Origin of the sequence: Flavobacterium sp. 270 (assembly GCF_004368785.1) — a bacterium.
Lineage (GTDB): Bacteria > Bacteroidota > Bacteroidia > Flavobacteriales > Flavobacteriaceae > Flavobacterium.
On record NZ_SODM01000001.1, the window covers coordinates 995,783 to 1,012,751 of the forward strand.

The 16,969-nt window shown below is 34.1% G+C and carries 17 protein-coding genes; 14 read left to right on the forward strand and 3 right to left on the reverse strand.

The genetic code is table 11. From position 1 onward, the window contains the following. The first annotated feature begins 11 nt into the window (after positions 1–11). The 3 genes from EV144_RS04280 to EV144_RS04290 all read left to right on the forward strand — a co-directional run bounded on the left by EV144_RS04280 (position 12) and on the right by EV144_RS04290 (position 2,135). Entirely contained in the window at positions 12–473 is a 462-nt protein-coding gene (locus EV144_RS04280) for an SRPBCC family protein (RefSeq protein ID WP_134146435.1), read from the forward strand. Between the two features lie 48 nt (positions 474–521). Continuing rightward, a complete protein-coding gene (locus EV144_RS04285) occupies positions 522–1,616 on the forward strand; it encodes a nuclease-related domain-containing protein (protein WP_134146437.1) in 1,095 nt (364 codons plus the stop codon). A gap of 81 nt (positions 1,617–1,697) precedes the next feature. After that, positions 1,698–2,135, forward strand: a complete 438-nt coding sequence (locus tag EV144_RS04290; RefSeq protein ID WP_134146439.1) for an acyl-CoA thioesterase — start codon at positions 1,698–1,700, stop codon at positions 2,133–2,135. A 78-nt stretch (positions 2,136–2,213) separates the two neighbouring features. Here the strand turns inward: EV144_RS04290 and EV144_RS04295 are convergent, their stop codons facing one another. Next, the gene (locus EV144_RS04295) at positions 2,214–5,210 is read right to left on the reverse strand and encodes a LamG-like jellyroll fold domain-containing protein (protein WP_243854612.1); all 2,997 of its coding nucleotides are present in this window, start codon (positions 5,208–5,210) and stop codon (positions 2,214–2,216) included. A gap of 194 nt (positions 5,211–5,404) precedes the next feature. Between EV144_RS04295 and EV144_RS04300 the strand changes: the two genes are divergently transcribed. From EV144_RS04300 to EV144_RS04330, 7 genes are all read left to right on the forward strand, one after another. Beyond that, entirely contained in the window at positions 5,405–6,259 is an 855-nt protein-coding gene (locus EV144_RS04300) for a mechanosensitive ion channel family protein (protein ID WP_134146441.1), read from the forward strand. Beyond that, positions 6,246–7,088 carry a maleylpyruvate isomerase N-terminal domain-containing protein gene (locus EV144_RS04305; protein WP_134146443.1) on the forward strand — a complete coding sequence of 281 codons (843 nt, stop codon included), beginning with the start codon at positions 6,246–6,248 and terminating at the stop codon, positions 7,086–7,088. The genes EV144_RS04300 and EV144_RS04305 overlap by 14 nt, the downstream gene beginning before the upstream one ends. Positions 7,089–7,201: 113 nt before the next feature. Beyond that, positions 7,202–8,194 (forward strand): alpha/beta fold hydrolase, encoded by a 993-nt coding sequence (locus tag EV144_RS04310; protein WP_134146445.1) that lies wholly within the window; start codon positions 7,202–7,204, stop codon positions 8,192–8,194. 135 nt (positions 8,195–8,329) lie between these two features. Next, positions 8,330–8,719: a DUF1398 domain-containing protein gene (locus tag EV144_RS04315; RefSeq protein WP_134146447.1), complete on the forward strand. Its 390-nt coding sequence runs from the start codon at positions 8,330–8,332 to the stop codon at positions 8,717–8,719. Positions 8,720–8,740: 21 nt separating this feature from the next. Further along, a complete protein-coding gene (locus EV144_RS04320; RefSeq protein ID WP_134146449.1) occupies positions 8,741–9,598 on the forward strand; it encodes a ThuA domain-containing protein in 858 nt (285 codons plus the stop codon). Positions 9,599–9,610: 12 nt separating this feature from the next. Next, positions 9,611–10,465, forward strand: a complete 855-nt coding sequence (locus tag EV144_RS04325) for a sulfurtransferase (protein WP_134146451.1) — start codon at positions 9,611–9,613, stop codon at positions 10,463–10,465. A gap of 15 nt (positions 10,466–10,480) precedes the next feature. Next, on the forward strand, positions 10,481–11,710 hold the full coding sequence (locus tag EV144_RS04330) for an ATP-binding cassette domain-containing protein (protein WP_134146453.1): 1,230 nt from the start codon (positions 10,481–10,483) through the stop codon (positions 11,708–11,710). A gap of 117 nt (positions 11,711–11,827) precedes the next feature. Here EV144_RS04330 and EV144_RS04335 read toward each other — a convergent pair whose 3' ends face one another. Further along, on the reverse strand, positions 11,828–12,871 hold the full coding sequence (locus EV144_RS04335; RefSeq protein ID WP_134146455.1) for an RluA family pseudouridine synthase: 1,044 nt from the start codon (positions 12,869–12,871) through the stop codon (positions 11,828–11,830). After that, entirely contained in the window at positions 12,861–13,484 is a 624-nt protein-coding gene (locus tag EV144_RS04340) for a PASTA domain-containing protein (RefSeq protein ID WP_134146457.1), read from the reverse strand. Before EV144_RS04340 ends, EV144_RS04335 begins: the two co-directional genes overlap by 11 nt. Before the next feature lie 270 nt (positions 13,485–13,754). Between EV144_RS04340 and EV144_RS04345 the strand changes: the two genes are divergently transcribed. The 4 genes from EV144_RS04345 to EV144_RS04360 all read left to right on the forward strand — a co-directional run bounded on the left by EV144_RS04345 (position 13,755) and on the right by EV144_RS04360 (position 16,886). After that, entirely contained in the window at positions 13,755–14,726 is a 972-nt protein-coding gene (locus tag EV144_RS04345; protein ID WP_134146459.1) for a D-alanine--D-alanine ligase, read from the forward strand. A gap of 218 nt (positions 14,727–14,944) precedes the next feature. Next, on the forward strand, positions 14,945–15,637 hold the full coding sequence (locus EV144_RS04350) for a DUF421 domain-containing protein (protein ID WP_134146461.1): 693 nt from the start codon (positions 14,945–14,947) through the stop codon (positions 15,635–15,637). A 140-nt stretch (positions 15,638–15,777) separates the two neighbouring features. Further along, on the forward strand, positions 15,778–16,236 hold the full coding sequence (gene coaD, locus EV144_RS04355; protein WP_134146463.1) for a pantetheine-phosphate adenylyltransferase: 459 nt from the start codon (positions 15,778–15,780) through the stop codon (positions 16,234–16,236). Positions 16,237–16,307: 71 nt separating this feature from the next. Further along, positions 16,308–16,886: a PhnA domain-containing protein gene (locus EV144_RS04360; RefSeq protein ID WP_134146465.1), complete on the forward strand. Its 579-nt coding sequence runs from the start codon at positions 16,308–16,310 to the stop codon at positions 16,884–16,886. The last annotated feature ends 83 nt before the right edge of the window (positions 16,887–16,969 follow it).

Genomic DNA, 16,969 nt, shown 5'->3' on the forward strand with positions numbered 1-16,969 from the left:
ACAATTAAATCATGGAATCTGAAATTATCTCAACAACACCAGAATCTGAAATTGTTACTACGAGAATTCTGAATTTTCCGCAAGAACTTGTTTTTAAAGCATGGAAAAATCCAGAGCTTTTAAAAAACTGGTGGGGGCCAAAAGGTTTTACGAATACTTTTCATGAGTTTGACTTTCGCGAAGGCGGAAACTGGACTTTTACGATGCATGGTCCCGATAAAGGCAATTATGAAAATGAAGTTGAATTTATTAAAATAGACGAACCAAATTTAATCGCCTGGAAAAGATATTCAAAACCACTTTTTCAGATTTTAACCACTTTTGAAAGTATTTTTGAAAACCAGACCAAAGTAGTTTTTAAAATGCTTTTTGAAACCGCAGAAGAATGCAATAAATTGAAGCCTTACGTGGTTGATAAAAATGAAGAGAATTTTGATAAACTTGAAGTTGAATTATCAAAAATAACGCTGTAAACAGATCATACAATTATATCTTATGATAACAACTAATCAAAAGAGAATATGTGTAGAGTTTATAATACAATTGGATGCTTAAATACTATACAGCTTGAATTAGTCAAAAATGATATTGACGAATTTAATTCGTTAAATGAATTAATTGATTTTCAAAAGAATTTTCATGTCAATAAAGAAAAGATTATTTCAGATCATAACATTCTTATTGAAGAAGAAAGGAAACTTCTAGAAAATGAAATTACAGAATTTAATATTCTTATACCACAAAGAATAAATGATCTAGAAAAACAATTAAGGAACAAACTTGATTATCTAAATCAGAAAATTGAAGATTTACCTCAAGCCAATTCTATTGTTGGAATTATTAAAGATTATTGGATAAATCTTGTCATCCATATCAACTTTTGGTATATACAATTTTTATTTCCCTTAAGAATTAACTTTTTCAAATATCAGGCAAAAAAGTTGATTTTAAATAAGAAAAAACGGTTCGAATATCTTTCTACAAATTTTAATGATGCTGTATACAAAAGCAGCTTATTAGATTTACAAAAAAATGAAAGAAAAAATGAAATTATAAATACACTTAATAATACAATTTACGGTGCTTTCGGTGAACAAAAAGTAGAAAATGTATTTAAAAAACTGTCTGACGATTATATTCTGATAAATGATTTTTGTTATACATTCCAAACTGCACTGAAACATAATGGTGATTATATTAAATCTATTCAAATTGACCATCTTTTAATTTCTCTATCAGGAATTTTTCTAATTGAAACAAAGAATTGGAGTAATGATTCGATAAATAATCTCGATTTACGATCTCCTGTTGAGCAAATACATAGAACTAGTTTTGCATTATTTAAAATTTTATCTGAGATTACAAGTAAATCAAATTTGAATTTTACAAGACAAAATTGGGGCAATAGAAAAATCCCTGTAAAAAATATTATTGTATTTACAGGGAATGTTCCCAAAGAACAATTTCAATTTATAAAAATCTTGGGCTTAACACAATTACTCTCTTATATAGAATACTTTAATGCAAGTTTTACACCAAATGAAACACAACAAATTGCAGATTCTTTAATTAATCTTTCAAGGCAAACACAAGTTACATCTAGATTAAATATTTGAATAAATCCATAAAATCTAACCATTATGAAAATTCCATTTGTTTTTATTGTAATTTCGATTTCTCATTAAATTACACAAAAAATGGTTTCATTTATAAAAGAATTATCTTTTCGCTGGTCAGATTTAGATCCAAATTTTCACGTTCGTCATAGTGCTTATTATGATTTTGGTGCACAACATCGTATCGAAATATTAGAGCAATTGGGATTAACTTTAAAAGTAATGCAGACGCAGAGTTTTGGACCTGTTTTATTTAGAGAGGAATGTGTTTTTAGAAAAGAATTAAAACTTTCGGATAAAATATTCATTCATACTAAAACTTCAAAAATGAAAGCCGATGCTTCGCGTTGGTCTATTGTTCACGAGTTTAGAAAAGAAGACGATACACTTTGTGCCGTAATTACGGTTGATGGCGCCTGGATGGATACTAAATTACGAAAACTAGCTTCGCCAACGCCAGCAATTGCAATCGAAGCTTTGAGTATTTTTCCAAAAAGTGATGATTTTGTTGGGCTTTAAAAATAAAAATCAATCCTTTATAAAATTCAAAAACCGCTGTAAATCAATACAGCGGTTTTTTTTATTTCATTTAAAATATTATTCGGCTATAATTTTAAAATTACGATTTAAATCTTCACCTGAAATATGGAGCATGTACAAACCTGATATTTTTTTATTGGCAATATTTAAAGCAAAAAGTCCATTTCCGTCAGAATCAATATTTTCCTTAAGAATAATTTTTCCAGTCATATCGCTTAAAGTTGCTGTTGCGTGCAATACATTATTATCTGGAATATGAATAAAAATTTGATTTTTTACAGGATTTGGATAAACTGTAATACTGGTTTGACTCTGATTAAATTTTTCATTGTTTAAAAATTGCTGTGTGTATAAAGCGGCAGTTTGTGTCGCATCCAGCGGATAATTAAATATTTGAAGTTCATCAAACAAACCTTTGTAAGATGCAGGAGCCGTTCCAGATGCCAATTCAATTTGTCCAATATTTCCAATAATCAAATCGCTCGCTTCGGCAATTCCGGTAACCGCAGTTTCGTCAAGTTCTGCAGAAAAAACGCCGTTGGTGTAAATTCTCATTTTGTGAGCCGTAACATCCCGCATAATAACCACATTTACCCATTCTCCTGTAAAATATTTTGCTGCAGCTGTTGTAAGTTCTTTTTTGGTGATATCATCGTCTATCGCAAAACGTAGAAGTCCGCCTTTGATCTCTATATTATATCTTTTACCCGTTGCTCCTGTTGTAGCATTTTTTGTAAATGAGCCTTTGCATAATACATAAATACTCGTAGAAGAAGAACTTGGCAATAATTCGGGCGCTGCTTTCATCCAAAATGAAAGGGTAAAAGAGCTTTTATCAAACAACAAATGATCTTGATTTGGGATATTTACCATAGCTTTATCACTTGGAGAAGTGGCAAAATCTATAGCATTATTTGCTTTTCCGGCTACTCTTACATTTGCATTATCATAAGCTGCATTTAATTTCCCGTGATTGGCATAACTGCTAATATCGGTAATTTTTTCTCCTGAAAGTGCAGCTTCTTTAAAAGGCCAATGTCCGACAAGACTTGGTGTAAGTGCGTGAAAATTCCATACATCGCCCGTTATTGTTCCTTTTGCATTTGTGGCATCAATTCTCCAGTAATAAGTTGCTGTAGTATTTAAACCCGTAACCTGATACGATGGACTTGCAACATAAGCGACATCACCCAATTTTGTTAAGTTTGAAGCATCTGTACCCAAATATACCGAATACGTTACGGTGTTAGCACTTCCGCTCCATTTTAGCGCTACATTACCATTTGTCAATTCTACACTATTTGATCCTGAAGCCGGAGTTGGAGAAATTGCTTTGGTCGGCGGTGTCGGAATTGCCGGCGTCGTTACAGAAGTTACTGTATTATAAACTGACGATTCTGTACTATTTGTTGCTTTAACTCTATAAAAATATGGTGTATTTGGCGTTAAACCAGAATCGTTATAAGTTGTAGTATTGGCTCCCAATGTGCTGATTACAGTAAAATCTGTTCCGTTTGCAGAACGCTCCAAAACATAATTGGTTTCGTTTGTCGCGTTGTCTCCCCAATTTACAGTTAAAGAACTGGTAGCCAAAACTTCGTTGGTTACGACGTTGGTAAAAGTCGCATCAGATGGCGGAATAATAAAATCAGGAGGCGTTTGATTGGTGAGTCCATTGATATATACTTCAATATTTAAATAAGGTGAATGCGATGTGCTTACAGCCAAAGCATCCGCAGTATTTTTATTCAAACCGTTGGCATCTTCCCAAGCATCAGGCATTCCGTCATTATCTGAATCTAAAGGAGCTGGAGCGCCATAAACATGTCCGGCTCCGCCATTAATAAAGCCAAATTGTGTTGTTAAATCAGTTTGTAGATAAACGTAAGTTGCAGTTGTTCCTTTAGAAGCTAAATCTGAAATCATTAAATTTTCTACCTGATCACGTCTCGGATACGATGCACCAACATTGGCTACAATTTTATTATAAGCATCCTGAGCTGATAACGCTGGATTTTTCATCGGATAATCATACGGCGTTGTCAAAATTGTGGCAATATCTCCGGTAGGATATCCTGTTAAATCTGATGGAACCAATGTTCCGTTTAATATACCGTCTTTATTATTGTCAAAATAATTTCCTGCGCCGTACAAAGAGAAATTATCATTTCCTCTGTTAAAAGGCGTTGTGATAGTCGTACTTGTATTTGGTCCTCCAATAAAATAATTATTAATGATATTTACATCTGAACTTCCTGCAGAATCTCCGCCCATAATATAGGCATCTCCAGATTCGGCATGTCCGTATGTATTTCCGTAGTTGCCCCAATTGTAGACAACATTATTTACAAACTCATTAATTCCTTTTATTTTATTGTTGCGTGTTTTATTGCAGATGTATAAATTCCCTATTAAACTTATTTTTCCGCCAGAAGGCTGAATCAATCCGCCTGCAGAGTGATTGTGACGATGTAATCCCTGCCCGATTATACAATTCTGAATTGTAATATTATCAGGACTTAAACCTTTACTGTCCCAGTTTATAGAAAAAACTTCGTCTGTTCCCCAGGTAAAAGTCATGTGGTCAAAAATCATGTCTGTACCATTTGCTAATCCCGAAGCGTCCTGATTCTGAGCCGTTCCGCCATAACGAATACGAAGATATCTTGCAATAGTATTGGTAGCTCCGGTAAAGGTAACTCTCGGTCCTAAAAACACAATTCCTTCTCCTGTTGCAGTCTGCCCCGCAATGGTAGTATTAGGAGCAACTACAACCTGAGTTAGTAAATTGACAATTCCTCCTACTCTAAAAATCACAAATCGGCCTTCCTGACTCACAGCATCCCGAAATGAACCGTGTCCGCTGTCGTTTAAATTGGTTACTAAATAAATCTGCGGATTTGCAGCACCTCGCGCTCCTGTGGTAAACCGGCCAAAACCCGTGGCTTCTGGAAATGCCAGTGTTTGAGCGCTTAAATGGCTAAATGTGCCAAATATTAAATAAAGCATTAAAATCTTAAAAACATTTTTAAAAGTAAAAGTATTTATTTTCATAAAAGTGTGGTTTGGGGGTTAGTTATATCCGAATTTAGCTATAAAATCAAAAGAGACTATCCTGTTCTACCCTGCTTTACACTTCTAATTATCAGTATTTTAAATTGTTTTATTGGAATTTAAAACAGGCTGTATTTCTTATTTTGGATGAAATAAAAATTGTGTAAATTAGCTTCTTCAACTCCAGAAGAATTATGATTGATTATTTAAAAGACTTTAGAATTGGGATTTTTATCGCAATTATTGTGATCACCACAATTATTTTGGGAGCAATAACCGAAAGGGTTCTTAAATACTTTTTATATCGAAAATTAACCGATAAAGAATACGATGCCACAGGTTTTAGATTCTTAAAACATTTGGTAATCACCGTTATTTATATTTTAGGTTTTGCTTTTGCTTTGATTCAAATTCCTGAATTTAAAATCATCGGACATTCTTTTCTGGCTGGTGCCGGAGTAATTTCTTTAGTTGCGGGTCTCGCTTCTCAGCAAGCTTTAAGCAATATTGTAAGTGGTATATTTTTAGTAATTTTTAAACCTTTTAGGATCAATGATAAAATTACGATCAACGGTTTTATTGGTACAGTAGAAGATATTAATTTAAGACAGGTAGTGCTTAAAGATGCAGAAAACAATAGAATTATTATTCCAAATTCAGTTATCAGCAATCAGATTATTGTGAATACCAATATGCACGATACTAAATGCTGTAAAATAATAGAAATTGGTATTGGCTACGAATCGGATATCGAAAAAGCATTAGAAATAATGAAGGATGAAGTCGCCAAACATCCGCTTTTTATTGATACCAGAACCGACGAAGACAAAGAGAAAAACACACCGCTGATAAATGCACGCGTCGTGGCACTTGGAGCTTCAAGTGTAAATATAAAAACCTGGGCGTGGGCAAAAAACTCTACAGATGGATTTGTAATGTATTGTGATTTACTGCAAAGCATAAAAAAACGTTTTGACGAAGCCAATATCGACATTCCATATCCGCAGCAAGTAGTTACTATAAAAAACAATCCTAATGAACTCTCTTAAAAATATTCCAGTCGAAACTTTAGCTTTATTTGCTGTTTTAGACGATTTGTTAATTGAACTTTTAAATTCGCTTACGGAAGAAGAATGGAATGCGCCAACTGTTGCCAAAAAATGGACTGTAAAAGATATTGCTTCACATTTGCTTGACGGAAATTTAAGAGGATTATCCATTTCCAGAGATCAATATTTTGGAGAAAAACCAGAAAACATCAATTCTTATGCAGATTTAGTGAACTTTCTAAATCAGCTTAATATGACTTGGACTAACGCCACAAAAAGATTGAGTCCAAATGTTTTAATCAACTTATTAGAAACAACCGGAAAACAATATCAGGAACATTTACAAACCTTGAATCCTTTTGAAAATGCTATATTTTCGGTCGCTTGGGCTGGAGAAGAAACATCTTTAAACTGGTTTCATATCGCACGTGAATACACCGAAAAATTCCTGCATCAACAACAAATTAGAGATGCTGTTGGAAAACAGGCGCTTTTAAACCAAAAATTATTTCTGCCTTTTATCAACACTTTTATGTATGCTTTGCCTCATACGTATCAAAATGTAAGTGCACCAGAAGGAACAATCGTAACGCTTATTGTGACGACAGAAATTGGCGGTCAGTGGAGCATTATAAAAAAAGAAAAACATTGGGAATTTATTGATTCTTTTGATAAAGAACCCGAAGCAACAATAAAAATTGATCCTGATGATGCGTGGTTATTATTTTCTAAAGGAATGACACCAGCAGACGCCAAACAAAAAGTAGAAATTCTGGGAGACAAAACACTCGGCGAAAACGCTTTGAACATTATCGCTGTTATGGCATAAGTTTTTTTGAAGTTCTAAACGCACATATTTTCTGATAATTTTAAGACTTTAAGCTTTGTTTTAAAAATGGTTAGCTTTAATTTTATAAGACTTAATCCAAAATTGGTCAGAAAATGAAAATAATAAAGCTCTTCCTATTGATATTTCCGCTCTTATGTTTTTCGCAGGAAGGAAATATAAAAGTATTAGATATAGATTTAAGCAATTATGAATATCCGTATCCTGTACATTTTTTAGAATTGAACAGTCAGCGCCAGTATCTAAAAATGACGTATATGGATGTTGTTCCGGAAAATTATAACAACAAAAATATCGTTTTGCTTCACGGCAAAAACTTCAATGGAGCGTATTGGGAAACGACTATAAAAGCCTTGACAAAAGAAGGTTTTCGGGTTATTGTTCCCGATCAGATTGGTTTTGGAAAATCTACAAAACCGGATAATTTTCAATATACATTTCAGCAATTAGCCGAGAATACCAAAAAATTATTAGACCATTTAGGAATTCAAAGAACGGCAGTTTTAGGGCATTCTATGGGTGGCATGTTAGCAACAAGATTTGCTTTGATGTATCCTGAAACTACCGAAAAATTGATTCTGGAAAACCCAATTGGTCTGGAAGACTGGAAATTGGTCGTTCCCTACAAACCTGTAGAATGGTGGTACGAATCGGAATTAAAACAAAATTACGAAGCCATAAAAAAATATCAAATGGCGAACTATTATGACGGTAAATGGAATGCTGATTTTCAAAAATGGGCAGAATTGAGCGCCGGATGGACTTCTGCGCCAGATTATGACAGAGTTGCCTGGAATTCGGCTTTATTATACGACATGATATTTACACAGCCGGTTTTATATGAATTTAAAAACATCAAAAGCCCAACACTTTTAATCATCGGAACGAGGGATAAAACAGCTTTGGGAAAACCTTTGGTGTCTGAAGAAGTAAGAAAAACAATGGGTAATTACGCCGAATTGGGAAAAGCAACCCAAAAAGCAATTACGAATTCTAAATTGGTCGAAATTCCAAATACCGGACATTTACCGCATATTGAATCTTTTGATCAATTTATAAAACCATTAATTGTATTTTTGAAACCCTAATTTTGTACTTTTTTTTGCTGCAAATTATACAAATTTACACCAATCAATTTATAACTCTTGTAAATAAAAAATCGTGTAAATTTGTGCAATTAGTAGCAGTTTTAATCTGAAATCTATAATCTAAAATTTAAATATATGTTTACAATCGAGCAAATAAAAGAAGCACATGCAAAAGTTAAAAGTGGTGCAGATTTTCCAAATTATATACAAGACTTAATCATTTTGGGCGTAAAAGGATACGATACATTTGTACACGACGGTCATGTTGAATATTACGGAGTTAACAATTATAATGTTACTGCCGATGAAAAATATGCAGAAATTAAAGTAGCTGATTTTCCTAATAAAGAACTTTTTATTGAGCTTTTGGTAAAACATCAGCACGGAGAAACCGATTATCTTACTTTCTGTAATGATGCTGCACAATGCGGTATCGCAAAATGGCGTGTTGATATTCTCGAAATGACTTGTACGTATTTCGATAAATCTGAACACGAACTTTTGATTGAAAAAATTCCCAGTTAAATTTTAAAACCTTAAAAATATATGACGCTGACTTTCGACCAAAAAAATGTTTCTGCTTTCAAAAAAATAGTTTTAGCTGTTTTTGCACTTGTTTGTTTTACAGGATATTCACAACCTAAAAAAACAAACCCAAAGTTTAAAGTAATTGCTTTTTATACGGGCAAAAATGATCAGGCGCATATTAGTTTTGTGCATGAAGCCAATAAATGGTTTCCAAAAATGGCAGAAGAACATCATTTTGAATACGATTCGACCAGTAATTGGGACAATCTGAACGCAAAGTTTTTGGCGAAATATCAAGTCGTTTTATTTTTAGATACACGACCAGAAACCCCAAGTCAACGCGAAGCATTTCAGCAGTATATGGAAAAAGGCGGCGCGTGGATGGGATTTCATTTTTCGGCTTTTGCCTTAAACCATTCGACTTATCCCCAAAACTGGGATTGGTACCACAATACTTTTCTGGGTTCTGGCGAATACGGAAGCAATACATGGCGTCCGACATCGGCAGTTTTAAGAGTCGAAAATCAGCATCCTGTCACCAAAAATCTGCCAAAAACTTTTTCATCGGCACCAAACGAATGGTACAGATGGGGTAATGATTTGCGAAAAAATCCAGATATCAAGATTCTTTTAGCGATAGACGAAAGCAGTTTTCCGCTCGGAACCGGGCCAAAACAAAGTGAAATTTGGCACAGTGGTTATTATCCCGTAGTCTGGACGAACAAAAACTATAAAATGATCTATGTAAATATGGGTCATAATGATATTGATTACGAAAACAAAACCAACAAAACGCTTTCGTACACATTTGAAAACAAAACTGAAAGCGAATTCATTTTGAATGGATTGTTTTGGCTGGCAAAATCAAAAAAATAAAATTCTACAGGCATGTCACATAAACTTTCTCCAATTATAAATCCAGAAGAATTAGAAGCATTAGATTCTTCTTCCATTATATTAATTGATGCAAGAGCTGGAAATAATGCGGAAGAAAATTATAAAAACGAGCACCTAAAAAATGCTCGTTTTGTTGATTTAAATCGTGATCTGGCAACGGTAGAAAAAGATCCGGCAAATGGCGGGAGACATCCTCTGCCCTCTTTATCAAAGTTTTCAGAAGTATTAACGAAACTCGGAATCTCACCTTTGAGTCATATTATTATTTATGATGATAAAAATGGATCAAACGCAGCTTCGAGATTTTGGTGGATGCTGCGCGCTGTCGGACACGAAAAAGTACAGGTTTTAAATGGAGGTTTGCAAGCGGCTAAAAACATTGGTTTTCCGGTAAGTTCAGAAACTGAAGTTTTTGATGCAGTCGAAGATTATCCTGTTAAAGACTGGCAGTTAGGCTTATCCAATATTGATGAAGTCGAAAACGCTCGAAATAACAACGATTTTATTGTAATTGATGTACGAGATAAAAATCGTTTTGATGGCCTTACAGAACCGCTGGATTTAATTGCAGGACATATTCCCGGAGCTGTTAATGTTCCGTTTAGTGAAAATTTAGACGAGAATGGCTTTTACAAATCTCCAGCAGTTTTAGAAGAAAAATATAAATCTATAGTTGAAAATAAAAATTCAGAAAACATAATCGTACATTGCGGTTCGGGAGTTACAGCCTGCCATACTTTATTAGCTATGGATTATGCAGGACTGCCAATTCCGAAATTGTACGTCGGTTCATGGAGCGAATGGTCAAGAAATGACCGCGAAATGGCATTAAAAGAAAATACATAATACCAACAAATTAAAATGCAGCATTGGGACATACTTTTATCTAATCAGGTAAATAAAAAAGCATTCATAGAAATCTTATTATCAGGCGAAGTCACAGGAGAATTAGCCATTTTTAACAACCAAAAGGGAATCTTATTTTCTGATATTGCGATCGAAAAATTTATAGAAAAAGAATATCAATATGACAGCGTAGAAGCTTCTCCGGATTCTCACAGACAATTACGAACTTTTTCATCTGGTGAACGCAAAAAAGAGTTTTTAAAATACTGCATCAATCAAAAACCGGATTTTATCATTTTTGATAATCCGTTTGATCATTTAGATCAGGCATCAAGAGTAATTTTAGCTGAATCATTAAAAGATTTAACCGAAGATATTGCCATTATTCAATTGGTAAATCGCGTCACAGATGTGCTTAGTTTCGTTGAGAATAAAGCACAAATTAAAGACAATACGTTTGAACTGCATCCTATTTCTAAGATCATCGATACTCAATTTAAAACCTTAAATACAGCCGGAATTCCAAAAGCTTTAGAACCGCATTCCTTTCACGAAAGTGTCTTAATTAAAATGGAAAATGTTTCGGTAAGTTATGAAGACAGAAAGATTGTAGACAACATTTCCTGGACAATAAAACAAGGTGAATTCTGGCAGCTTATCGGACCAAATGGTTCTGGAAAAAGTACCATTTTATCGTTGATAACCGGCGATAATCCAAAAGGTTTCGGACAAAATTTATTTTTATTCGGAAGAAAAAAAGGAACTGGCGAAAGTGTTTGGGATATCAAAAAACAAATCGGAATCTTCACCACTTCTATGACCGATTTATTTCAAAAAAGCCACACTTTAGAGCAAATGATTCTTTCGGGTTTCTTTGATTCTATCGGTTTGTATATCGAGCCAACAACGCACCAAAAACAGATTGTAACGCAATGGCTTGAAGTAATTGAAATGACGGCTTTAAGAAAAAAACGTTTCATCGATCTTTCAATCGGGCAGCAAAGAGTCGCTCTTATTGTTCGTGCAGTTTTAAAACATCCGCCTTTATTAATTTTAGACGAACCTGTAGAAGGTCTCGACGACGAAAATGTAGATTTGGTGATTCAGCTTATTAATACTATAAAACAAGAAACAAATGTGAGCATTTTATATGTTTCGCATCGTATAGAAGCTGGCCTTGCTCCTACTTCTGTTTTCGAACTTCTGCCAACGCCAACCGGATCAATTGGCCAAATAAAGCACTAAAACCATTAAGAGATTAAAACACAAATTCCACTAATTTACACGAAAATTAATCTGTGTAAATTAGTGGAATTTGTGTTTAATAAAATTATCTAATTTTCTAATTAAAAAATTATCTAATTAATTCTCTTCTTCCTCAGTATTATGCGATTTTGAATAGTTTCTCCATCTTTCCAGACAATCCTTAAAATCATCAGGAAGTTCAGTATCAAAACGCATCATTTCGCCCGTGTTTGGGTGTACAAAACCAAGCGTTTTAGCATGTAGCGCCTGACGTGGTAATGCTTTAAAACAGTTGTCTATAAACTGTTTGTATTTTGTAAAAGTTGTTCCTTTCAAAATTAAATGTCCACCATAACGCTCGTCATTAAACAACGGATGCCCAATGTGTTTCATGTGCGCACGAATCTGGTGCGTTCTTCCCGTTTCAAGTTTGCAGGAAATCAGCGTAACATAACCAAAACGTTCCAAAACTTTATAATGTGTAACCGCTGGTTTTCCAATCTCAGGATCAGCAAAAACAGCCATTTGCATACGGTCCTTTAAGTGTCTTGCAAGGTTTCCTTCAATAGTTCCGGCTTCTTCAGCAACATTTCCCCAAACAAGGGCAATATATTCGCGTTCAGAAGTTTTAGCTTCAAATTGTTTTGCAAGATGCGTCATTGCCGCTTCTGTTTTAGCCACAACCAAAAGTCCAGAAGTATCCTTATCAATTCGGTGAACCAAACCTGGACGTTCGCTGCTGTTCATTGGCAGATTATCAAAATGATGTGCCAAAGCATTTACCAAAGTTCCAGTATAATTTCCGTGACCGGGATGCACCACCATTCCGGGTTCTTTATTAATAAGCAATAAAGCATCGTCTTCATAAACAATATTCAACGGAAGATCTTCCGGAAGAATATGGTTTTCAAACGGTGGATGCGTTAACATGACCGTAATCAGATCAAAAGGTTTTACTTTATAATTTGATTTTACAGGAATATCATTTACAAAAACGCTTCCTTCGCTTGCTGCATTTTGAATTTTATTCCGGGTTGCATTCGGAATCATATTCATCAAATATTTGTCAATTCGCAATAGCGCCTGACCTTTAGGTACATCAAATCTAAAATGTTCGAATAATTCGTCTTCCAGATCTAAATTTTCAATATTATTGTTCATCTTTTGGGGTTTCAGTAGTTGGCGCAGCTGTGCTATCTGTCGCCTGACTTTCATCTACATAACTTGCTTTTCCATCTCCTAAAACCAAATCAATTTTAGAAGCTTTCAGCACACGGTCACCTACTTTTAAATTTCTTCCTTTGTAACGCATCTCTAAAACCATATCTTTTCCAAGATTCGGAATATAGGTAATTGTTCCTTGCTCAAGCCCTAAAGCTTTAAGAGTTGGAACTGCTTCACGATACGTTTTCTCAATTAAATCTGGAATTCTAACAGAAGAGAATCCAGAAGCATTAATTTTAATATATATTTTTCTTCCCACTTTTACTTTAGTTCCCGGCAATGGATCTTGCTCTACAACACTAAATTTTGGGAATTCACTTCTATAATCAACACTATCCAAAAGTACGTAGTCTAAGTCTAGTTCGTCTAATTTTGCTTCAACTTGTTCTTCTGTCAATTTAGCTAAATTCGGAACTGCAATTTCGTGTCCGTGATCCGTTGTAAAAGTCAGCCAGTGCATAAACAAATAACCTAAAACCGCAATAATTGCAGCAGCACCTAATACTTGTAAAAAAAATACACGACTTGTTAAATACTTACGTAAACTCATAAATTTATTTTTAGTTGTGGCAAAGATAAACCTATTTCGTTTCAAAAAAAATGATAATTTTGTTTAAAACAAGAAAGGTTTCAATGCCTGTTATTTTTAAAGGAGCCGTTTTATTACAGCGAAGTTTAAAATTAAAAATAATAACGAGAAAACAGAAATTTTGGTTCATTTAAACAGATTTATTTAAATTAAAAAAGTTTGCCCCGAATTTCAACTTGAAACCTGAAACAAAAAATTAAAACCTGAAACAAAAAATATAAAAATATAAAAATGAAAAACATTGCCATTATCATGGGCGGCTATTCCAGCGAATATAAAATTTCTTTAATCAGCGGAAACGTCGTGCATCAATATCTTGACAAAACAAAATACAACGGATTCCGAGTTCATATTTTTAAAGAAAAATGGGTTTATGTAGACGAAAATGATGCTGAATTTGCTATTGATAAAAATGATTTTTCGATAACGGTAAACGGCCAAAAAATTACTTTCGACTGTGTTTTTAATGCGATTCACGGAACTCCGGGCGAAGACGGATTAATGCAGGCTTATTTTGAATTACTTGGAATTCCGCAATCTTCATGTGATTATTACCAATCGGCTTTAACTTTTAATAAAAGAGATTTGCTTTCGGTTTTAAAACCTTACGGAATCAAAACGGCAATTTCATATTATTTAAATAAAGGTGATGTAATCAATACGGACGAAATTGTAAAAAAAGTTGGTCTGCCATGTTTCGTAAAACCAAACAAAGCAGGTTCAAGCTTCGGAATTTCAAAAGTAAAAACGGCTGCAGAATTGCCAATTGCAATTGAAGTTGCCTACAAAGAAGACAACGAAATCATCATAGAAAGTTTCCTTGACGGAACTGAAGTTTCTGTTGGTGTAATCAATTATAAAGGAGAAATTATCGTATTGCCAATTACAGAAATTGTATCAGACAATGATTTCTTTGATTACGAAGCCAAATACGAAGGAAAATCTCAAGAAATAACGCCGGCAAGAATCTCAGACGAGTTGACTCAAAAAGTTGGAGAAACTGCAAAACGTGCGTACGAAGTTCTTAAAATGAAAGGTTTTTCAAGAAGCGAATTCATTATTGTAGACAACGAACCGTATATGCTGGAAATGAATACAATTCCGGGATTAACTACAGAAAGTTTGATTCCACAGCAAGCAAAAGCAGCTGGAATTTCTTTGGAAGATTTATTTACCAATGCGATTGAGTTGGCGTTAGCTTAAACAAAGCTGCTAAGATACTGAGGTGCTAAGATTCTAAGATTTTAGCACCTTTTTTTATTCAAAAAACTTAGAAGCTTAGAAGTTCAGCACCTCAGAACCTTTAAAAAAAATCTATCATAATTTCCAGAAAAAAATAATTCTAAACATGGAAATTTAAATACAATTGTGCTTTAAAAACTTAGTAACTTAGTTTCTCAGAACTTTAGCACCTCAAAAAAATGAAACAAATTTTCGAATGGGAAAGACTTCTTTTTAATAATCTCCCACAGAATTTTCTGCTGGAAGTAATATTTCGTTCTACAGTTATGTTTATCATTTTACTGCTGACACTAAAAATGGCAGGAAAACGAGGCGTAAAACAACTTTCTATTTTCGAAACCGTAATTATAATTGCGCTTGGCTCTGCAGCCGGCGACCCGATGTTTTATGAAGACGTAGGTATTATTCCTGCTGCTGTAGTTTTTACTGTAATCATAATTTTATACCGTGCCGTAACCTGGCTTACAGGAAAAAGTAAAAAGTTTGAAGAATTTATAGAAGGAAAAACCGAATGTTTAATCAACGATGGTAAATTTTCGGTATCAACTTTCAAAAAAGAAAGTCTCGCCCAAGATGAATTTTTCACAGAACTCCGCATTAAATCAATCGAACATTTAGGTCAGGTAAAACATGCTTTTATAGAAACCAGCGGTGAAATCAGTGTCTTTTATTATGAAGACAAAGAAGTCGGATACGGTTTGCCTATTCTTCCGTCATTATTCAGTACAAAAAGTAAAATCATTCCAAATGATGGTATATATTCCTGCACCTTTTGCGGTCACACCACACAACAAAAAGCAGGAACAGCAAAATGCGATGTTTGTCATAAAGAAGAATGGGTTGTGTCTATAAATACTTTGAGAATTACTTAAATAAAATTCAATGGCAATAGCAATATCAATCTCAAAAAATAATACAATAAAAAAGCTTTAGCAACTTAGGAACTTTGTAACTTTGATACTCTAAAAAACTTAGACTCTTAGTAACTCAGAACCTTAGAAACTTTAAATAAATGCGCAAAGCCATATTTCCGGGATCATTTGATCCAATAACACTTGGTCATGAAGATATTATAAAAAGAGGAATTTCTCTTTTTGATGAAATCGTAATTGCAATTGGTGTTAATGCCGAAAAAAAGTACATGTTTTCACTCGAAGAAAGAAAACGTTTTATTGAAGAAACCTTCAAAGATGAGCCAAAAATTTCTGTAATCACTTATGAAGGACTTACAATAGATTTAGCCAAAAAACAAAAAGCTCATTTTATTTTAAGAGGTCTTCGTAATCCAGCCGATTTCGAATTTGAAAAAGCCATTGCACATACTAACAGAAAACTTTCTAAAATAGAAACTGTATTTCTTCTAACCGCTGCAAGCACTTCATTTATTAGTTCCAGCATTGTTCGTGATGTATTGCGAAATGGCGGTGAGTACGAAATGCTTGTTCCAGACGCTGTAAGGGTTCAGAAGTAAAACAACTTGCATATAATTTGTAAACGAAGTTATTAATAAGTAATTTCGCGCTTTCAAATAATTACAAAAAAATGAGCATAGATAGAGAATTAAGCAAACGAAGCGGATCGAAATGTGAACTTTGCGGCGCAACAGAAAACCTAAAAGTATATACTGTTTTACCAACTCAAAAAGGCGGCATTGACGAAAGTGTATATGCGTGCAGCACTTGTGTTGACCAAATCGAAAATCCGGATAATGTAGATTTAAACCACTGGAGATGTCTAAACGACAGTATGTGGAATGAAAACGTTGCCGTACAAGTTGTCGCTTGGCGTATGTTAAGCCGTTTGCGCGCTGCAGGTTGGCCTCAGGAATTGCTTGATATGATGTATTTAGACGAAGATACTTTGGCTTGGGCGCAAGCAACCGGCGAAGGCGAAGATGATGAAAACAAAATCATTCACCGCGACAGCAATGGTGTTATTTTAGAACATGGAGATTCTGTTGTTTTAATCAAAGATCTTAAAGTAAAAGGATCAAGTATGGTTGCCAAACAAGGAACTGCAGTTCGTAACATTCGCTTAGATCACGAAAATGCAGAATACATAGAAGGAAAAGTAGACGGACAACAGATTGTGATTATTACACAATACGTGAAAAAAATATAGCTTTTTTTGAGGTTCAGAGAAGCAAAGGTACAGAGCAACAAAGTTTTCGAACTGGAAAACAAACCTATGAACCTTTGCTGCTT

Coding starts and splice junctions, on each gene's coding strand:
- coaD (WP_134146463.1), top strand. CDS start 15,778: ATGCGCAAAGCCATATTTCCGGGATCATTTGATCCAATAACACTTGGT.
- EV144_RS04360 (WP_134146465.1), top strand. CDS start 16,308: ATGAGCATAGATAGAGAATTAAGCAAACGAAGCGGATCGAAATGTGAA.
- EV144_RS04325 (WP_134146451.1), top strand. CDS start 9,611: ATGTCACATAAACTTTCTCCAATTATAAATCCAGAAGAATTAGAAGCA.
- EV144_RS04320 (WP_134146449.1), top strand. CDS start 8,741: ATGACGCTGACTTTCGACCAAAAAAATGTTTCTGCTTTCAAAAAAATA.
- EV144_RS04295 (WP_243854612.1), bottom strand. CDS start 5,210: ATGAAAATAAATACTTTTACTTTTAAAAATGTTTTTAAGATTTTAATG.
- EV144_RS04280 (WP_134146435.1), top strand. CDS start 12: ATGGAATCTGAAATTATCTCAACAACACCAGAATCTGAAATTGTTACT.
- EV144_RS04335 (WP_134146455.1), bottom strand. CDS start 12,871: ATGAACAATAATATTGAAAATTTAGATCTGGAAGACGAATTATTCGAA.
- EV144_RS04290 (WP_134146439.1), top strand. CDS start 1,698: ATGGTTTCATTTATAAAAGAATTATCTTTTCGCTGGTCAGATTTAGAT.
- EV144_RS04345 (WP_134146459.1), top strand. CDS start 13,755: ATGAAAAACATTGCCATTATCATGGGCGGCTATTCCAGCGAATATAAA.
- EV144_RS04340 (WP_134146457.1), bottom strand. CDS start 13,484: ATGAGTTTACGTAAGTATTTAACAAGTCGTGTATTTTTTTTACAAGTA.
- EV144_RS04300 (WP_134146441.1), top strand. CDS start 5,405: ATGATTGATTATTTAAAAGACTTTAGAATTGGGATTTTTATCGCAATT.
- EV144_RS04305 (WP_134146443.1), top strand. CDS start 6,246: ATGAACTCTCTTAAAAATATTCCAGTCGAAACTTTAGCTTTATTTGCT.
- EV144_RS04350 (WP_134146461.1), top strand. CDS start 14,945: ATGAAACAAATTTTCGAATGGGAAAGACTTCTTTTTAATAATCTCCCA.
- EV144_RS04315 (WP_134146447.1), top strand. CDS start 8,330: ATGTTTACAATCGAGCAAATAAAAGAAGCACATGCAAAAGTTAAAAGT.
- EV144_RS04330 (WP_134146453.1), top strand. CDS start 10,481: ATGCAGCATTGGGACATACTTTTATCTAATCAGGTAAATAAAAAAGCA.
- EV144_RS04285 (WP_134146437.1), top strand. CDS start 522: ATGTGTAGAGTTTATAATACAATTGGATGCTTAAATACTATACAGCTT.
- EV144_RS04310 (WP_134146445.1), top strand. CDS start 7,202: ATGAAAATAATAAAGCTCTTCCTATTGATATTTCCGCTCTTATGTTTT.